A 15,754-nucleotide genomic window follows, 5' to 3' on the forward strand; every position below is an offset into this window, starting at 1 on the left:
CATGAAAAAGCTGAAATATGTAATAGGACTTTTTACATTATTATTTTTACTAGCAGCATGTGCAGAAGCAGATGAAAAAGATACTGTGAAGGTCGGTATCCGTAGCTCAGAATTGAAAACATGGGAGTATGTAAAGGAACAGGCTAGTAAGGAAGGCATTAACCTAGAATTAGTAACATTCTCTGCGCAATATGACCCGAATCAGGCATTGGCGGAGGGAGAAGTCGATATTAATGCTTTTCAACATGTTGCGTATTTAAATTTATTTAATACGAACAATAACTCGGATTTACAGGCAATTGGCACAACGATAATGGCACCAATTGGCTTATATTCAAACAAATATAAATCGCTAGATGATGTAAAAGAAGGCGCAAAAATCGCTGTGCCAAATGATCCTTCCAACTGGGGTAGAGCTTTGCTGCTGCTTCAGGAGCATGGACTACTAACCGTAACGGACAATTTTGATGGTAACGGTGGAGAAGATCGAATTAAAGGTAATCCCAAAAACTTAACAATTTTGCCTGTTGATGGTGCAACAACGCCACGTGTGATGGAGGATGCTGATTTTGCCATTATTAATAATGGTGTTGCTGTAGAAGCTGGTCTTTTATTGAAAGATGCCATCATTCATGAGAGTAAAACAGCTAAACCATTTATTAATGTTATCGTGGCAAAGGCAGAAGATAAAAATAATGACACATTGAAGAAAATAGTGGAAATTTATCAGCGCGATGAAACGGGGAAATTTATTAAAGAAGTATCGAATGGCAATTATATTCCAGTGGAGATGCCTCTGGATGAATTAGCAACATGGAAGGATTTCTATTCATATTAGGGAGGAGAATCATAATGACTAAGAAAAAAGAAATAAAACTGGCCTTATATTTAATTGGAGCAGGTATGCATGTGGCTGCATGGAGGCACCCATCTGCCCAAGCCAATGCAAGCATCGATATTCAAGCATTACAAAAAGTAGCGCAGATTGCGGAAAAAGGAAAATTTGATATAGCTTTTGTTGCTGACAGTTTAGCCATTAATCATGAGTCACACCCACATATTTTAAATCGCTTTGATCCATTAATTCAAATTACGGCTTTAGCGGCGGCAACAACTAAAATTGGACTGGGTGCAACTGCTTCAACGACATACAGTGAGCCATATGTGCTAGCAAGACAGTTAATGTCTATCGATCATATAAGCAATGGGAGGGTTGCTTGGAATTTAGTAACCACAGCAGATGCCACAGGGGAAACGGCTTTAAATTTTAGTCGCGATAAGCATTGGGAGCATGACCATCGCTATGAACGTGCAGAGGAATTTATCGATGTTGTTCAATCATTATGGGATTCATGGGAAGACGACGCTTTTCTTTATGACCGAGATAATAATCGATTTTATGATCGTCATAAAGTGCATGAAACATCATTTAAGGGAAACTATTTATCTGTTAAAGGTCCATTAAATATTGCTCGTTCTGTACAGGGGCAGCCTGTAATTGTAGAGGCTGGTGCATCTAAACCAGGCCAACAATTAGCTGCACGTACAGCGGAAGTTGTATTTGTCCATTGGGATGATATTGAAAAATCGAAAGAACACTACCGTCAACTAAAGGCACAGCTTATTCCATTTGGACGTAAGGAGGAGGAGCTTCTTGTTTTACAAGGAATTTCCCCAATAGTGGGTGATACAGAGGAGGAGGCAGTTCGTAAATATAATGAGTTACAGGCATTGATTGATCCATACGAAAGCTTAAAATTTGTTTCTGGGTACATGGGAAATGTTGACTTTTCAAAGTATTCACTTGAGACACCTGCTATCGAAGTGGAATTCCCAGAAGTTAATAGTATTCAAAGTCACTTTTATGAACACTTAGAGATTATTAAAAAGGAAAATTTAAAAGTTGGCGATTTGTATGCACGCCTTTTTGGACCTGCAAAGCGCGATGCTTTTGTCGGAACACCAACACAAATAGCAGATGAAATGGAGCGTTGGATAGTAGAGCAAGCAGCAGATGGCTTTATGCTACAGTTTCCGCTATTACCACGCGATTTAGAGGATTTTGTTGACAAGGTTGTACCGATTTTGCAGGAGCGAGGTATTTATCGTAAAGATTATACAGGCACAACGTTAAGAGAGCATTTAGGCTTGAAAAAGCCGCTGAATCGTTTTGCTAAAAGTAAGGTGACTCAGGAATGATTGATATTTTTATTCGAAATGAACGAGAGCAAAGGCTTGTTCAATATGCTCAGAATTTAGCCAAACAAATTGAGAAGACAGCTAATCGATATGATGAGAGTGGAGAATTTCCATTTGAGCATTTTAAGATTTTAGAAGATGCAGGCTATTTTCGATTAACAGTGCCTTTAAAATACGGTGGAGAAGAAATTTCTCTATACGAAATGTTATTAGTCCAAGAACAATTAGCTAGAGGTGATGCGTCTACTGCATTATCTGTTGGCTGGCACTTATTGACGTTTTTGAATGTTCGTGAGGCGAAAACATGGCCAGAGCCTATCTTTGCAGAATTATGCCGAAAAGCAGTTGAGGAAGGCTCACTTTTGAATATTATTAATAGTGAACGTGGAAAAGGGAATATTTCTCGAGGGAGTTTACCTGGTACAATCGCTAAAAAGGTACCGGGAGGATATTGCATTACTGGTGAAAAGGCATTTGCTTCATTAGCACCGATTTTAAAACAATTCACCATTATTGCTTATCTGGAAGAAGAAAATCTAACAGCTGAGTTTCTCATTACTAAAAATGAACAAGTGGAAATTGTTGAAACATGGGATGCGATGGGCATGAGGGCAACGGGCAGTCATGATATTATTTTTCATGACACGTTTGTACCAGAAGCAGCGTTACTTTACAGACATCGTCCAAATGAAGTTAATCGTTTTTTAGCTGATGGTCGCGTGTACTCGTTAGAGATTCCAGCCGTTTATTTAGGGGTGGCAGGAGCAGCAAGAGATTATGCCATTGATTTTGCTAAAAATACGTATTCACATAGCTTAGAAAATACAATCGCTCATGCTGGTCATGTTCAGCAAAAAATTGGTGAAATAGAAGTACTTTATCAAACTGCACGAAGAACATTGTATAGTATTGCAACACAGGTTGAACAAAATCCAGTTCTTAAGGAGCAACTATCGGAGTCTGTTAGTATTGCAAAGTATGTTATTTGTAATTACGCCATTGATATTGTAACAAAAGCTATGCAGGTTGTAGGGGGACGAAGTCTATCTAAAGAAAACAAAATCCAGCGTCTATTTAGAGATGTTCAATGTAGCCGTTTTAATCCGCCAGCAGATGATGTGGTTATATCTCAACTTGCGATGGGATTACTTGTCGATAAGAAGCAAGAAACTTTTCAATTATATTATATATAATGAAGATTCTGAACCGTAAAAGGTTTATAGAGAGGGAATCTGCCAGCAAAAATAGCTGGCAGATTTTTTTACATATACAATTTCTCCTGAATTGTCGATTTCTGTTTGTCGTGAAAGTTGATTTCTAGTATGATATTGAATAGTGATAGGGGGGAAACCCGTGGATAACGGTTCTAAAAAACAAGAAATGTTTTCAAAAATGCAGGAAAGAAAATCTGAGGTAAAAATCGTGAGAAAAATCGTCGCCATTATTGCCATTGTTTTCGTACTTATAATTGGGGGTGCTGGTTTATTTGGGTACAATTATGTGAAGGGTGCACTAAAACCACTAGACCCTAATGCAACGAAGACAATTGCGGTGGAAGTACCAATTGGTTCTAGTTTGTCCTCCATTTCAACACTACTAGAGAAAAAAGGTGTCATAAAAGATGCACGTGTTTTTAAATACTATGCAAAATTTAAAAATGAATCACAATTTCAAGCGGGAAATTATGATTTAACACAGGCAATGACATTTGATGAACTCATTGAAAGCTTGAAAACAGGGAAGGTATATCGTAAGCCTGTCTTTACGATGACAGTACCAGAAGGCTTAACACTTGAACAAATTGGGAAAGTGATTGAAAAGAAAACACCGTACACACAAAAAGAATTTATGGATCTTGTGACGAGTGACACATTTGTTCAACAAATGATGGCTAATTACCCTGAGCTAGTTACAGAGGCCGTTTTAGCTGACAATATTCGCTATGATTTAGAGGGCTATTTCTATCCAGCTACGTATTCTTATTATGAAGAAAAACCATCTTTACAAGCCATTGTAGAAGAGATGATAGCGGCCATGAATAATGTGGTGAAGAACTATAGTGATGTTTTAGCCGAAAAACAAATGTCAGTGCATCAGCTGTTAACGTTTGCGTCATTATTGGAAGAAGAAGCGACTGCTCAAACAGATCGAGAGACTATCGCGAGTGTCTTCTATAATCGAATCAATGAAGGTATGCCTCTACAAACAGACCCAACCGTGTTATATGCACTGGGTGATCATAAAGATCGTGTTCTATATGAAGATTTAGAAGTGGACAATGCCTATAACACTTACAAAAATAAAGGTTTACCACCTGGACCAATTGCAGGCGCAGGTAAGACTTCGATTGAGGCATCATTAAATCCAAGTCAAACAGATTATTTCTACTTCTTAGCAGATAAAGAGGGTGTCAACCACTTCTCGAAAACATATGATGAACATTTGCAGAAGGTAGAAAAATATTTACGAAAAGAAGAGTAAACGTATAGGAAGAATAAAAATCATATAGCAAACAGAGGAATAGAAGGAAAGAAAAATAGCTTTCCTTCTATTTTCATGCTATTATAAAGTGTGATTTTTGATCAATCCGTTCATTTATGCGGGACAAATATGCGTGGTGGCAATTGTTTGAGCATATCTAAGCAATTGCTCATTTTTGTATGGCAAAGTACCAAGACATCACGTTTGGTCCTTTTCTTTTTGTTGATAAATGATGAAGTACAGACAACGACAAACGCTCGTTGCCTTTTAAATGAGGGTGGAAACAATGGAATTATCAGATGCATATATACAATCATTTATACAGCCACGTAATGAATTGCTTTTAGAAATGGAAGCCTATGCGGAGGAGAATCATGTACCGATTATGCAACTTGCAGGTATAGATGCATTAAATCAACTGTTGCGTATTCAAAATCCGACAAAAATTTTAGAAATAGGTACGGCAATTGGTTACTCTGCTATTCGTATGGCAGAGGCATTGCCCAATGTCCAAATTGTTACAATTGAACGTGATCAAGATCGTGTAACAAGGGCAAAAGCCTATATTAAACGTTCGACTGTATCAGATCGAATTACGGTCATTGAGGGGGACGCTTTAGAGGTGGACGATAAGGCCATCGATACGACTTTTGATGCTGTCTTTATTGATGCTGCGAAGGGACAATACCAACGCTTTTTTGAAAAATACGCTCCTTTAGTAAAATCAGGTGGGGTATTATATATCGATAATATGTACATGCATGGCTTGTCTGATTTAGAGTTGAAGGATGTTCCACGTCGTAAGCGCACAATGATTCGCAATTTAAAAAACTTCACGGATTGGATTATGCAGCACCCAGATTATACAAGTGCTTTTTTACCAGTCGGTGACGGTTTATTACTATGTTTGAAGAGGTGACTACTATGAAAAAACCAGAATTGCTTGTGACACCACAATCATTAGAACATATAAAAGCACTTTTAGAAGCTGGAGCAGATGCTTTTGTTATAGGTGAACAACAATTTGGTCTACGTCTAGCAGGGGAGTTTTCTGTTGAAGAAGTGGAAGAAGCAACGAAGCTTATTCACGCAGCAGGTAAAAAGGTGTATGTTGCAGTCAATGCACTTTTCCATAATGAGAAGCTAGAGGCACTTGCTGACTATTTAAAAGAAATGCAACGTATCGGGGTGGATCGTTTAATTTATGGTGATCCAGCGGTACTCATTATTCGCCGAGAGCAAGATGTTACGATTCCATTACATTGGAATCCAGAAACGACGGCTACAAACTGGTTTACGGCTAATTACTGGGGGAAACGTGGTGCAACGCGTGCCGTGTTAGCACGTGAGCTTTCTCTTGATGAAGTATTAGAAATTAAAGAAAATACCGAGATGGAGATTGAGGTACAAGTACATGGGATGACATGTATGTTCCAATCTAAACGTCCATTACTCGGCCATTATTTCTTATATCAAGATAAAGTAATGGCTATTGAAAATCGCCAAGATAATCGTAATATGTTCCTACATGATGATGAACGAAATAATAAATATCCAATATATGAAGATGTAAACGGTACACATATTTTCAGTCCAAATGATATGTGTATTATTGATGAGCTTGGTGAATTATTTGAAGGTGGCATCCATGCTCTGAAAATTGAAGGTGTTCTTCAAGCTCCAGACTATGTGGTAGCGGTAACAGAAGCTTATCGAAAAGCAATCGATACGTATTTTGACGAGTCAGAAGAAGCGTATGAAGAGATCAAAGATGATTTATTAGCAAAAATTGAAGATATTCAACCAGCCATTAGACCATTAGATACAGGCTTTATCTTCAAGGAAACAGTTTACTAGGAGGGGCAATACCATGGCATTAGCGTTAGAGCAAAATGACAAAATCCGTGAGATTGTCGACGGTAAACGTGTCATTACTAAAAAACCAGAGTTACTTGCCCCAGCAGGTAGCTTAGAGAAATTAAAAGTAGCTGTTCATTACGGAGCAGATGCAGTATTTATCGGTGGGCGAGAGTTTGGTCTACGTTCGAATGCGGATAACTTCTCCATTGAAGAGATGCGTGAAGGTGTAGAATTTGCCAATCGATATGGAGCAAAAATATATGTAACGACAAATATTTTTGCCCATAATGAAAATATGGATGGCTTAGAACGTTATTTAAAGGACATTGAATCAGTCGGGGTAACGGGTATTATTGTAGCAGACCCACTCATTATCGAAACATGTCGCACAGCAGCACCTAAGCTTGAAATTCACCTTTCCACACAGCAATCGCTGTCCAACTGGAAGGCCGTTCAGTACTGGAAAGAAGAAGGCTTACATCGTGTAGTTTTAGCACGTGAAGTAGGCGGAGAAGAAATGAAGCTGATGAAGGAAAAGGTGGATATTGAAATTGAGGCCTTCGTTCATGGCGCAATGTGTATTGCCTACTCTGGTCGTTGCGTTCTATCTAATCATATGACGGCTCGTGACTCAAACCGAGGGGGATGCTGCCAATCATGCCGCTGGGACTATGATCTATATGAACTAGAAGATGGTGAAGAAAAAGCACTTTTCGATGATAGTCATGCACCATTTGCGATGAGTCCGAAAGACTTGAAATTAATTGAAGCGATTCCTCATATGATTGAGCTTGGTATCGACTCGTTAAAAGTCGAAGGTCGTATGAAATCCATTCACTATGTAGCGACAGTCGTTTCTGTGTACCGTAAAGTAATTGATGCCTATTGTGCAGATCCAGAAAACTTTAACATTAAACGGGAATGGCTAGAGGAATTAGACAAATGTGCTAACCGTGATACGGCTGAAGCATTCTTCCATGATGCACCTGGCGTTGAGGAGCAAATGTTTGGTGTGCATGGACGTAAAACAACCTATGAATTTGCTGGTCTTATTTTAGATCATGATCCAGAAACAAAAATAGTGACAATGCAACAACGTAATTATTTTAAACCTGGTGACGAAGTAGAATTCTTTGGTCCTGAAATTGAGAATTTCCGTTTAACAATGGGCGAAATTTGGGATGAGGATGGCAATAGCCTAGATGCAGCTCGTCACCCACTACAAATTGTTAAATTTAAATGCGACACACTATTGAAACCGCATAACATGATGCGAAAGGAGAATAACTAATGGCAGTGAAGCGTCCTGTTGTCATCGGAATCGCAGGTGGCTCATGCTCAGGAAAAACGAGTGTGACGCGCGCCATTTATGATGTTTTCCGTGAGCATTCTGTTGTGGTAATTGAACAAGATTTTTATTACAAGGATCAAAGTCATTTAACATTTGAAGAACGCTTAGGAACAAACTACGATCATCCGTTAGCTTTCGATAATGATTTATTAATTGAGCACATAAAAAAATTGTTAGTGCGTCAACCAATTGAAAAACCTGTTTATGATTATGTCCAGCATACACGAGCAGAAGAAGTTATCCATGTTGAACCAGTAGATGTTATTATACTAGAAGGTATTCTAGTGCTAGAGGATGCTGATTTACGTGATTTAATGGATATCAAATTATTCGTGGATACAGATTCAGATTTACGCATTATTCGTCGCATCATGCGTGATATTAAAGAGCGTGGACGTACAACGGATTCAGTGATCGAGCAGTATTTATCGGCAGTTCGACCAATGCATAATTTATTTATTGAACCAACCAAACGTTATGCTGATATCATTATTCCTGAAGGTGGGGATAATGAGGTGGCGATTGATTTAATGGTAACGAAAATTAAAACTATTCTTGAAACCGACAACGTATTGTAATAAGATAGAGTGGTATTGACAATATTTACATGCATATTTTGAAAAAGCATGCATACTATTAGGTCAAAGCGTAATTTGAAAACGTTTAAAAATAATAAAATTCGATTAAATGCATCTTCTACGCATTTAGTCGAGTTTTATGTTTTTATATTGAAGAAACAAGGAGTGAAGGACTTTGGCAAATGAAAAACAGTACCCTATGACAGCTGAGGGGAAACGTAAATTAGAAGAAGAATTAGTAAAATTAGAAACTGAAACACGTAAAGAAATCGTTGAACGTATTAAAATAGCACGTGATTTTGGAGATCTTTCTGAAAACGCTGAGTACGATTCAGCAAAAGAAGAACAAGCCTTTTTAGAAGGTCGTATTTCTACATTAAAATCAATGATTCGTAACGCGGTGATTATTTCTGAGGATGAGACAGATAACAGTGTAGTATCACTAGGGAAAACGGTTACATTTGTAGAAATCATTAATGGTAAGCCATCAACAGATGAAGAATCTTATACAATTGTTGGTTCTGCTGAGGCAGATCCTATGGAATTCCGTATTTCGAATGAATCCCCAATTGCAAAAGGTCTACTTGGTCGTGCTGAAGGTGAAGAGGTTGTCGTTCAAACACCTGGTGGCGAAATGAAAGTGAAAATTCTTTCAATTAAATAATTTGTATATGTACAAGCAGTTAGCCTTTGGCTGACTGCTTGTACCATTTTTAGAGTGAAAGCTATGTAGTAAAATAGTGAGTATAATTATTTTGCAAGTGCTGTCGAACTTGATAGAATATTTGCTAGAGAGGGGGAGACATTATGAGTGAACGACAAACTCGAAGTGGTCGTCATTTGCAGCCATCTCGTAATAAAAAGCTAGATAAACTATTGAATGTTTTAATTGGTGTCGTGGTTGTACTTATTATTATCACAGCAACCTATGTGTTTAAATGGCAAGATGATGCAGATCAAGCAGTGAAAGAGGAACCAGCTCAAGAGGAACAGAGCGGCGATGCCGAAAAAGACGTAGAGAAAGAACCGACGAATGAAGAAGAGAAAGATCTTGCTGTAGAAGAAGATAAACCTTCAGAGCAAGAATCAGAACCTGAGACATCTCCGGAAGAACAAGGCACACCAGAAGAATCAACATCAGATAATCCAATTGTTGAAAAGGTCATCACGAATAAAAATTGGCAGCCAACACCTACAACACAAACAGGTCAGCATGTGTCTTCATATAATGACAAATCAGTAGACTGGGCTGAAAAGGTAGCAACCGTAGCAACTGTGACAGGTATCGACCAAAGCAATATGATTATCTGGCGTATGCAAAACAATGGTGGTCCTAATTCATCCATTGCTACTGTTTCGAGCAATGATAAATCTCAAATGTATCGTGTAAGCATGGAATGGGTTGATAATGAAGGTTGGATGCCTGTGAAGCTAGAGCAACTAAATACATTAGAAGGCGCCTATTGACGAAAATCACTCTTTTGATTATTTTTAATAGAGTTGATAAAGAAGGGAAGTAACAGTACATGAAAATTGCAGTAATCGGCGCAATGGAAGAGGAAGTAGAGCTTCTTAGAGCAGCATTAAACGATGCACACAGCACAACAATTGCAGGTAGTGAGTATACAACAGGAACTTATGAGGGGAAGGAAGTCGTCTTATTAAAAAGCGGTATCGGTAAAGTAAATGCTGCTATGTCTACGACAATCCTTTTACATGAGTTTAAGCCTGATGTTGTGATTAATACAGGCTCTGCAGGTGGATATGATGAAGCACTTGAGGTAGGCGCTGTTGTCATTTCTGATGAAGTTCGCCACCATGATGTAGATGTCACAATCTTTGGCTATGAAATTGGACAAATGGCTGGTATGCCAGCAGCATATAAATCAGATGAGCAATTGATGAAGGCAGCTGAGGAGGCTGTGAAGGCAGTTGGAGAGCATCAGTATGGCGTTGGCTTAATTTGCTCTGGGGATGCTTTTATGAATGATCCTGAACGTGTAGAGGCTGTTCGTCGTCATTTCCCTCAAATGAAAGCTGTAGAGATGGAAGCGGCTGCAGTTGCACAAGTTTGTTATCAGTTTGCTACACCTTTTGTAGTCATTCGTGCATTATCAGATATTGCGGGTAAAGAATCGAATATTAGCTTCGATGAGTTTTTACCAGTTGCTGCAAAGCATTCAACACAAGTGGTATTAAAAGCAATTGCCTCACTGTAAACTACACAAAATGGTCAAAATGTGTGGTTTATCCTGTGAGAAAAATCACAGTTAATCCAAAAAACAAATGCTACACTGACATTAATAAATCTCTTCATAATAGAATGGGAGGCATTCATGATGTTATTTTTAACAGTAGGTGTAGTCATTATTACAACTTTAATAGGTACGTTGATTTCAGCAGAACTCTCGGAATCAGCACATTAGTATGACGGGAAAGCTCCTTTGCGACATAGTCATGTCGCAGGGGAGCTTTTTATATGCCATGAAATAGGCACATTCTCCGCCATTGATGGATTGAATTTTTCTTATGGCCATTTTACAATATATTACTCGATAGTTTTTTGGTCTCGTTTGTACAGTTGATAGAGTTTAATGAGTGCTCTTTTTTCAATGCGAGATACATAGCTGCGTGAAATATTTAAGCGTGCTGCAATTTCCTTTTGTGTAAGTGCATCCTGTTGATTTAACCCATAACGTAGTGTCACAATTTCGAGCTCACGTTCATCAAGCATATGCAAATAGTGGTATAACTGTGCTACATGCTCTTTATGCTCTAGCTTCTCTGTGGCACTTTCTTCGTCACACTGAAGTAAATCACGAATTTGCAGTGCATTCCCATCTTTATCAGTTCCAATCGGCTCAAATAGTGAAACGTCTTTCTGTACTTTTTTTTGAGTGCGCAAATGCATTAAAATTTCATTTTCAATGCAACGAGCTGCATATGTGGCAAGTCTTGTTTTTTTGTCAGGGGTATAGCTCTCAACGGCTTTCATTAGTCCAATTGTTCCAATGGAAATATAATCATCGAGTTGCTCATGTTTTGGATGGAATTTTTTAACGACATGCGCGACAAGCCTCATATTACGTTCTATTAGGTCAAGACGCGCTTGCTCATCGCCACCTAAAAATCGTTCAATACAAGCAGCTTCCTCTTCTTTTGAAAAGGGTTTATGGAATGTTTGCCCCTTTAAATAGCCAAGCAACGCAGGGATTTCAAGCCATAACTGCAACATTGATGTAAAAATTCCGCTCATTGAATGATTTCATCCTTTCCCCATTTTTCGACAGTATATGTTTAAAAACTGTGGGAAATGAAAAAAGTGCAACAGCAAATGTGCTGTTACACTTTTTTTAGCGTAAATGTACTAATCATGAGTAAAGCTAAAATGGGAAAAAGGAAAAGATAAAATGCCGGATGGAACGTATTAGCTGCGAAATACGTTAAAGTTAAGAACGTACCTGCGGCTGTAATTGGTAAACCTGTGAAATAACCGTTTGCTTCACTAATATTGAAGCGAGCTAAACGCATCGCGCCACAGACGATAAATAATACGGCCATCATCATGCCGACAAAACCAAAATCAACTAGAACAACTTCATACATTAATAATGCAGGCGCCACACCAAATGATATAATATCACTCATAGAATCTAATTGTTTACCTAATTCAGACACTTGTCCGAGCGCTCTCGCTACCTTACCATCGTAGCGATCAAGAAGAGCTGCTAAAAAGATAAACAAGACACTATAGCTATAGTATTCATGTAAAGTGGCCATAATAGCCGCGCCTCCAAAGGACATATTACTAATTGTGATGAAGTTAGCTGCGTGCGATTTCATTTTCTTAACCGTGGTATCCACCAACTTGTGATAAAAAAACAAGGGGGATCACTCCTTTGCACTTAAGATATTGTACCATTATACTTCGAATGCGAAAAAATTGACAGTCTAAATTAATGGATAGGGGTTTTACTGTATGAAAGAAAAACTATATCAACGCTTGATAGAACTAACGAATGGTAAGCAATCTTCCCATCTTTTGCAGGCAATTGCGAAAGCGAAGTGGAGTAAACGTATAATTCCAAGCTACATGAAGTTATACGATATTAACCTTGAAGAAGTTTCAAAAAAACAACAACAATTTTCGTGTTTACATGATTTTTTTACAAGAGAACTGATAGAAGAGGCTCGACCTATTGAACAAAATCCTACCGTTTATGCCAGCCCTGTGGATGCCAAAGTGGAATCCTTTGGACGTATTGAATGGGATATGACATTTCTTGTGAAGGGCAAACCCTATGCATTACAAGATTTACTTGGTAATACAGAACGAGCAGCACAATATGCAGACGGACATTATATCGTATTTTATTTAAGTCCTGCTGATTATCATCGTATCCATAGCCCGATAGATGGAGAAGTATTGCGACAATATACACTTGGTCAGAAATCTTATCCTGTGAATCAGCTAGGTCTTACATACGGTAAAAAACCAATTTCTCATAATTATCGTTTAGTGACAGAGCTAAAAACAGCTAATAATCAGCATGTTGCCTTTATCAAAGTGGGTGCGACCTTTGTGAATTCCATTGTGCTTACCAATACAACAACGAAATGGCGTAAGGGGCAGGAAGTTGGTTATTTCTCATTTGGTTCCACTGTAGTGATGCTGTTTGAAAAGGATACGATTAAATTTACGGATAATGTTGTAAAAGGCAGCCCAATTCGAATGGGTGAAGCCTTTGCAAATATGCTATAATGGTCGAATAATACGTTAAGATTAGGGGTCGCTATTTTGTATAATTTTTTATTACCGAACGAATTTGTGACGAATATTTTTGAAATTACGCCGGAAAAGTTACAGGAATTAGGGATTAGAGGAATCATTACGGATTTAGATAATACGCTTGTTGAATGGGATCGTCCAGATGCAACAGAAGAGCTAATCATTTGGTTACGCATTATGAAAGAATCAGGTATTCGTGTTATTATTGCGTCGAATAACAATGAAGCTCGTGTGAAGCATTTTGCTGAGCCATTAGGTATCCCGTATATTCACAAGGCGAAAAAGCCACTTCGTAATGCTTTTTATAATGCGCTGATTCAACTAGGCTTGCGTCCAAATGAAGTGGTTATGGTAGGAGATCAACTCCTTACAGATGTAATGGGAGCAAACCGCTTAGGCTTACACACAGTGCTTGTGAAGCCTGTTGCACAATCAGATGGGCTTGTAACAAAATTGAATCGTTTCATTGAACGTCGCGTATTTAATGATTTGAAACGAAAAGGAATTATAACTTGGGAGGAACAAGAATGATTGAAATGCCAAATTGTATTGGCTGTGGTACAACAATTCAAACAGAAGATAAAACAGCAGTTGGGTATGCACCCCCATCATCATTAGAAAAGGATGTGGTCATTTGCCAACGTTGCTTCCGTTTGAAGAATTACAATGAAATTCAACCAGTATCATTAACAGATGACGATTTTTTACGTATTTTAAATGGTCTTGGTACACAGCAAGGCTTAATCGTAAAAATTGTTGATATATTTGATTTTAATGGAAGTTGGCTACCAGGACTTCACCGATTTGTAGGGAAGAATCCTGTCCTATTGATTGCCAACAAAGCAGATTTATTACCAAAATCAGTGAAACCGAAAAAAGTTATCAACTGGTTGAAACGAGAAGCAAAGGCTCTTGGACTACAACCTGTCGATGTCCTATTAGTCAGCGCCCATAAAGGCAAAGGGATGGCAGAAGCAATGGAAGCCATCGATGCGTATCGCAAAGGACAAAATGTATATGTTGTTGGCTGTACAAATGTTGGGAAATCTACGTTCATTAACCGAATTATTAAGCAGGCAACAGGTGAGGGTGAAGTTATCACAACCTCTCACTTCCCAGGCACTACTTTAGACATGATTGACATTCCATTAGATGATGGTAGTGCATTATATGATACACCAGGTATTATTAATCACCATCAAATGGCTCATCATATTGATTCAAGTGAATTAAAATATATTATGCCGAAAAAAGAAATTAAGCCGAAAGTCTACCAACAAAATGCTGGGCAAACCTTGTTTATTGGTGCATTGGCGAGATTTGATTTTATTCAGGGAGACCGTTCTGCCTTTACAATCCATGTGGCAAATGATTTACCAATTCATCGTACAAAGCTTGAGAAGGCAGATGCGTTATATGAAGAACATAAAGGAGAACTATTGGCACCCCCAACTGCGGAATTTATCGACCAGCTGCCGCCATTGGTTCGTCATGAATTTTCCATCAAAGAAGAGAAAACAGATATTGTATTCTCTGGGCTAGGCTGGATTACTGTTCAGCATGCCAATGTAGTAGTAGCAGCTTACGCACCAAAAGGTGTACAAGTTTCAATTCGTCCTTCACTGATTTAAATGGAAGGACATAGTAGAGAGAGGGACTAGAACATGAAGAAGTGGTTTGCAGTTATGGGTGATCCAATTGAACATTCAAAATCACCTGCCATGCACAATGCTTGGTTCGAGGACATGTCCATTGATGCAACATATATTCCTTTACATGTCACGCCGGCCCAATTAGAATCAGCTATTGCTGGTTTGAAGACATTAGGTGCAAGTGGCTGGAACGTGACAATACCTCATAAAACAGCAATCATTCCATATCTAGATGAGCTAGATGAGCTGGCACAAAAAATGGGCGCAGTGAATACAGTTGTACGAACAACAGAAGGAAAGCTGAAAGGCTATAATACAGATGGTATAGGTTTTGTTCGATCACTCGAAGAAGCCGTTGGAGTATCTCATAAAGACAAGCCTGTATTACTTGTTGGTGCTGGTGGTGCTGCTCGTGGCATTGCCTTTGCTATGCAGCAACAAGGCTATTGTCATTTAACCATTGCCAATCGTACGGTGGAGAATGCACAAACGATTATTGATGAAATGGGTATGGGACGTGCCATTTCATTACAAGAAGCGGAAGAGACGCTAGCTGATTTCAGCATTATTGTGCAAATGACATCGGCTGGCCTTTCCACGGGCAATTTTTCGATGCCATTTTCATTAGATCGGCTGATGAAAGGAGCAATTGTTGCGGATATTGTGTATAATCCATTAATGACGCCTTTTTTACAAGCGGCTGAAGAAAAAGGGGCAACGATCGTCACTGGCTTAGGGATGTTTGTCCATCAAGGAGCCATTGCTTTTGAACACTGGTTAGGAAACTATCCAAATACAAATTCAATGATTGCGCAACTGAAGGCGCAATTAGGAGGAAACTAAT

General features: G+C 38.6%; 17 protein-coding genes. 15 read left to right on the forward strand and 2 right to left on the reverse strand.

Annotated elements, in window-relative coordinates; translation table 11 throughout:
- Nucleotide 1 precedes the first annotated feature (1 nt).
- The 11 genes from ACEVFT_RS10690 (at nucleotide 2) to mtnN (ending at nucleotide 10,688) form a co-directional block, all read left to right on the forward strand.
- Complete coding sequence (locus ACEVFT_RS10690) at nucleotides 2-838, forward strand: MetQ/NlpA family ABC transporter substrate-binding protein (protein ID WP_393949660.1); 837 nt, start codon at nucleotides 2-4, stop codon at nucleotides 836-838.
- A gap of 14 nt (nucleotides 839-852) precedes the next feature.
- A complete protein-coding gene (locus ACEVFT_RS10695) occupies nucleotides 853-2,199 on the forward strand; it encodes an LLM class flavin-dependent oxidoreductase (protein WP_393949662.1) in 1,347 nt (448 codons plus the stop codon).
- Complete coding sequence (locus tag ACEVFT_RS10700; RefSeq protein ID WP_393949665.1) at nucleotides 2,196-3,392, forward strand: acyl-CoA dehydrogenase family protein; 1,197 nt, start codon at nucleotides 2,196-2,198, stop codon at nucleotides 3,390-3,392. The genes ACEVFT_RS10695 and ACEVFT_RS10700 overlap by 4 nt, the downstream gene beginning before the upstream one ends.
- Before the next feature lie 160 nt (nucleotides 3,393-3,552).
- Entirely contained in the window at nucleotides 3,553-4,680 is a 1,128-nt protein-coding gene (mltG, locus tag ACEVFT_RS10705; protein WP_205444550.1) for an endolytic transglycosylase MltG, read from the forward strand.
- A gap of 286 nt (nucleotides 4,681-4,966) precedes the next feature.
- The gene (locus ACEVFT_RS10710; protein WP_342441054.1) at nucleotides 4,967-5,599 is read left to right on the forward strand and encodes an O-methyltransferase; all 633 of its coding nucleotides are present in this window, start codon (nucleotides 4,967-4,969) and stop codon (nucleotides 5,597-5,599) included.
- A 5-nt stretch (nucleotides 5,600-5,604) separates the two neighbouring features.
- Nucleotides 5,605-6,537, forward strand: a complete 933-nt coding sequence (locus tag ACEVFT_RS10715) for a peptidase U32 family protein (RefSeq protein WP_342533033.1) — start codon at nucleotides 5,605-5,607, stop codon at nucleotides 6,535-6,537.
- Between the two features lie 13 nt (nucleotides 6,538-6,550).
- Complete coding sequence (locus tag ACEVFT_RS10720; protein WP_205444546.1) at nucleotides 6,551-7,831, forward strand: peptidase U32 family protein; 1,281 nt, start codon at nucleotides 6,551-6,553, stop codon at nucleotides 7,829-7,831.
- Complete coding sequence (gene udk, locus ACEVFT_RS10725) at nucleotides 7,831-8,469, forward strand: uridine kinase (RefSeq protein ID WP_004226858.1); 639 nt, start codon at nucleotides 7,831-7,833, stop codon at nucleotides 8,467-8,469. The genes ACEVFT_RS10720 and udk overlap by 1 nt, the downstream gene beginning before the upstream one ends.
- A gap of 175 nt (nucleotides 8,470-8,644) precedes the next feature.
- Nucleotides 8,645-9,133, forward strand: coding sequence for a transcription elongation factor GreA (greA, locus tag ACEVFT_RS10730; RefSeq protein ID WP_004226860.1), 489 nt, complete (start codon nucleotides 8,645-8,647; stop codon nucleotides 9,131-9,133).
- A gap of 143 nt (nucleotides 9,134-9,276) precedes the next feature.
- Nucleotides 9,277-9,936 carry a YrrS family protein gene (locus tag ACEVFT_RS10735; protein WP_342533031.1) on the forward strand — a complete coding sequence of 220 codons (660 nt, stop codon included), beginning with the start codon at nucleotides 9,277-9,279 and terminating at the stop codon, nucleotides 9,934-9,936.
- Between the two features lie 59 nt (nucleotides 9,937-9,995).
- The gene (mtnN, locus tag ACEVFT_RS10740; RefSeq protein ID WP_342441050.1) at nucleotides 9,996-10,688 is read left to right on the forward strand and encodes a 5'-methylthioadenosine/S-adenosylhomocysteine nucleosidase; all 693 of its coding nucleotides are present in this window, start codon (nucleotides 9,996-9,998) and stop codon (nucleotides 10,686-10,688) included.
- A 329-nt stretch (nucleotides 10,689-11,017) separates the two neighbouring features.
- On the opposite strand, the gene sigK is transcribed toward mtnN, so the two are convergent.
- Both sigK and pssA read right to left on the reverse strand, forming a co-directional pair.
- Entirely contained in the window at nucleotides 11,018-11,725 is a 708-nt protein-coding gene (gene sigK, locus ACEVFT_RS10745; RefSeq protein WP_004226867.1) for an RNA polymerase sporulation sigma factor SigK, read from the reverse strand.
- A gap of 86 nt (nucleotides 11,726-11,811) precedes the next feature.
- A complete protein-coding gene (gene pssA, locus ACEVFT_RS10750; protein WP_205447010.1) occupies nucleotides 11,812-12,312 on the reverse strand; it encodes a CDP-diacylglycerol--serine O-phosphatidyltransferase in 501 nt (166 codons plus the stop codon).
- 136 nt (nucleotides 12,313-12,448) lie between these two features.
- Here pssA and ACEVFT_RS10755 point away from each other — a divergent pair, with 136 nt between their 5' ends.
- Genes ACEVFT_RS10755 through aroE form a run of 4 tightly spaced genes read left to right on the forward strand, consistent with a single transcriptional unit; the run spans nucleotide 12,449 to nucleotide 15,753 of the window.
- A complete protein-coding gene (locus ACEVFT_RS10755; RefSeq protein WP_342533029.1) occupies nucleotides 12,449-13,231 on the forward strand; it encodes a phosphatidylserine decarboxylase in 783 nt (260 codons plus the stop codon).
- Between the two features lie 36 nt (nucleotides 13,232-13,267).
- Nucleotides 13,268-13,789 (forward strand): YqeG family HAD IIIA-type phosphatase, encoded by a 522-nt coding sequence (locus ACEVFT_RS10760; RefSeq protein WP_058844216.1) that lies wholly within the window; start codon nucleotides 13,268-13,270, stop codon nucleotides 13,787-13,789.
- Complete coding sequence (gene yqeH / locus ACEVFT_RS10765) at nucleotides 13,786-14,889, forward strand: ribosome biogenesis GTPase YqeH (protein ID WP_342441048.1); 1,104 nt, start codon at nucleotides 13,786-13,788, stop codon at nucleotides 14,887-14,889. Before ACEVFT_RS10760 ends, yqeH begins: the two co-directional genes overlap by 4 nt.
- A gap of 33 nt (nucleotides 14,890-14,922) precedes the next feature.
- Complete coding sequence (aroE, locus tag ACEVFT_RS10770) at nucleotides 14,923-15,753, forward strand: shikimate dehydrogenase (RefSeq protein WP_393949672.1); 831 nt, start codon at nucleotides 14,923-14,925, stop codon at nucleotides 15,751-15,753.
- Nucleotide 15,754: the final 1 nt, after the last annotated feature.

It is taken from the genome of Lysinibacillus sp. PWR01 (assembly GCF_043359455.1).
Taxonomy (GTDB): Bacteria; Bacillota; Bacilli; order Bacillales_A; family Planococcaceae; genus Lysinibacillus; species Lysinibacillus fusiformis_F.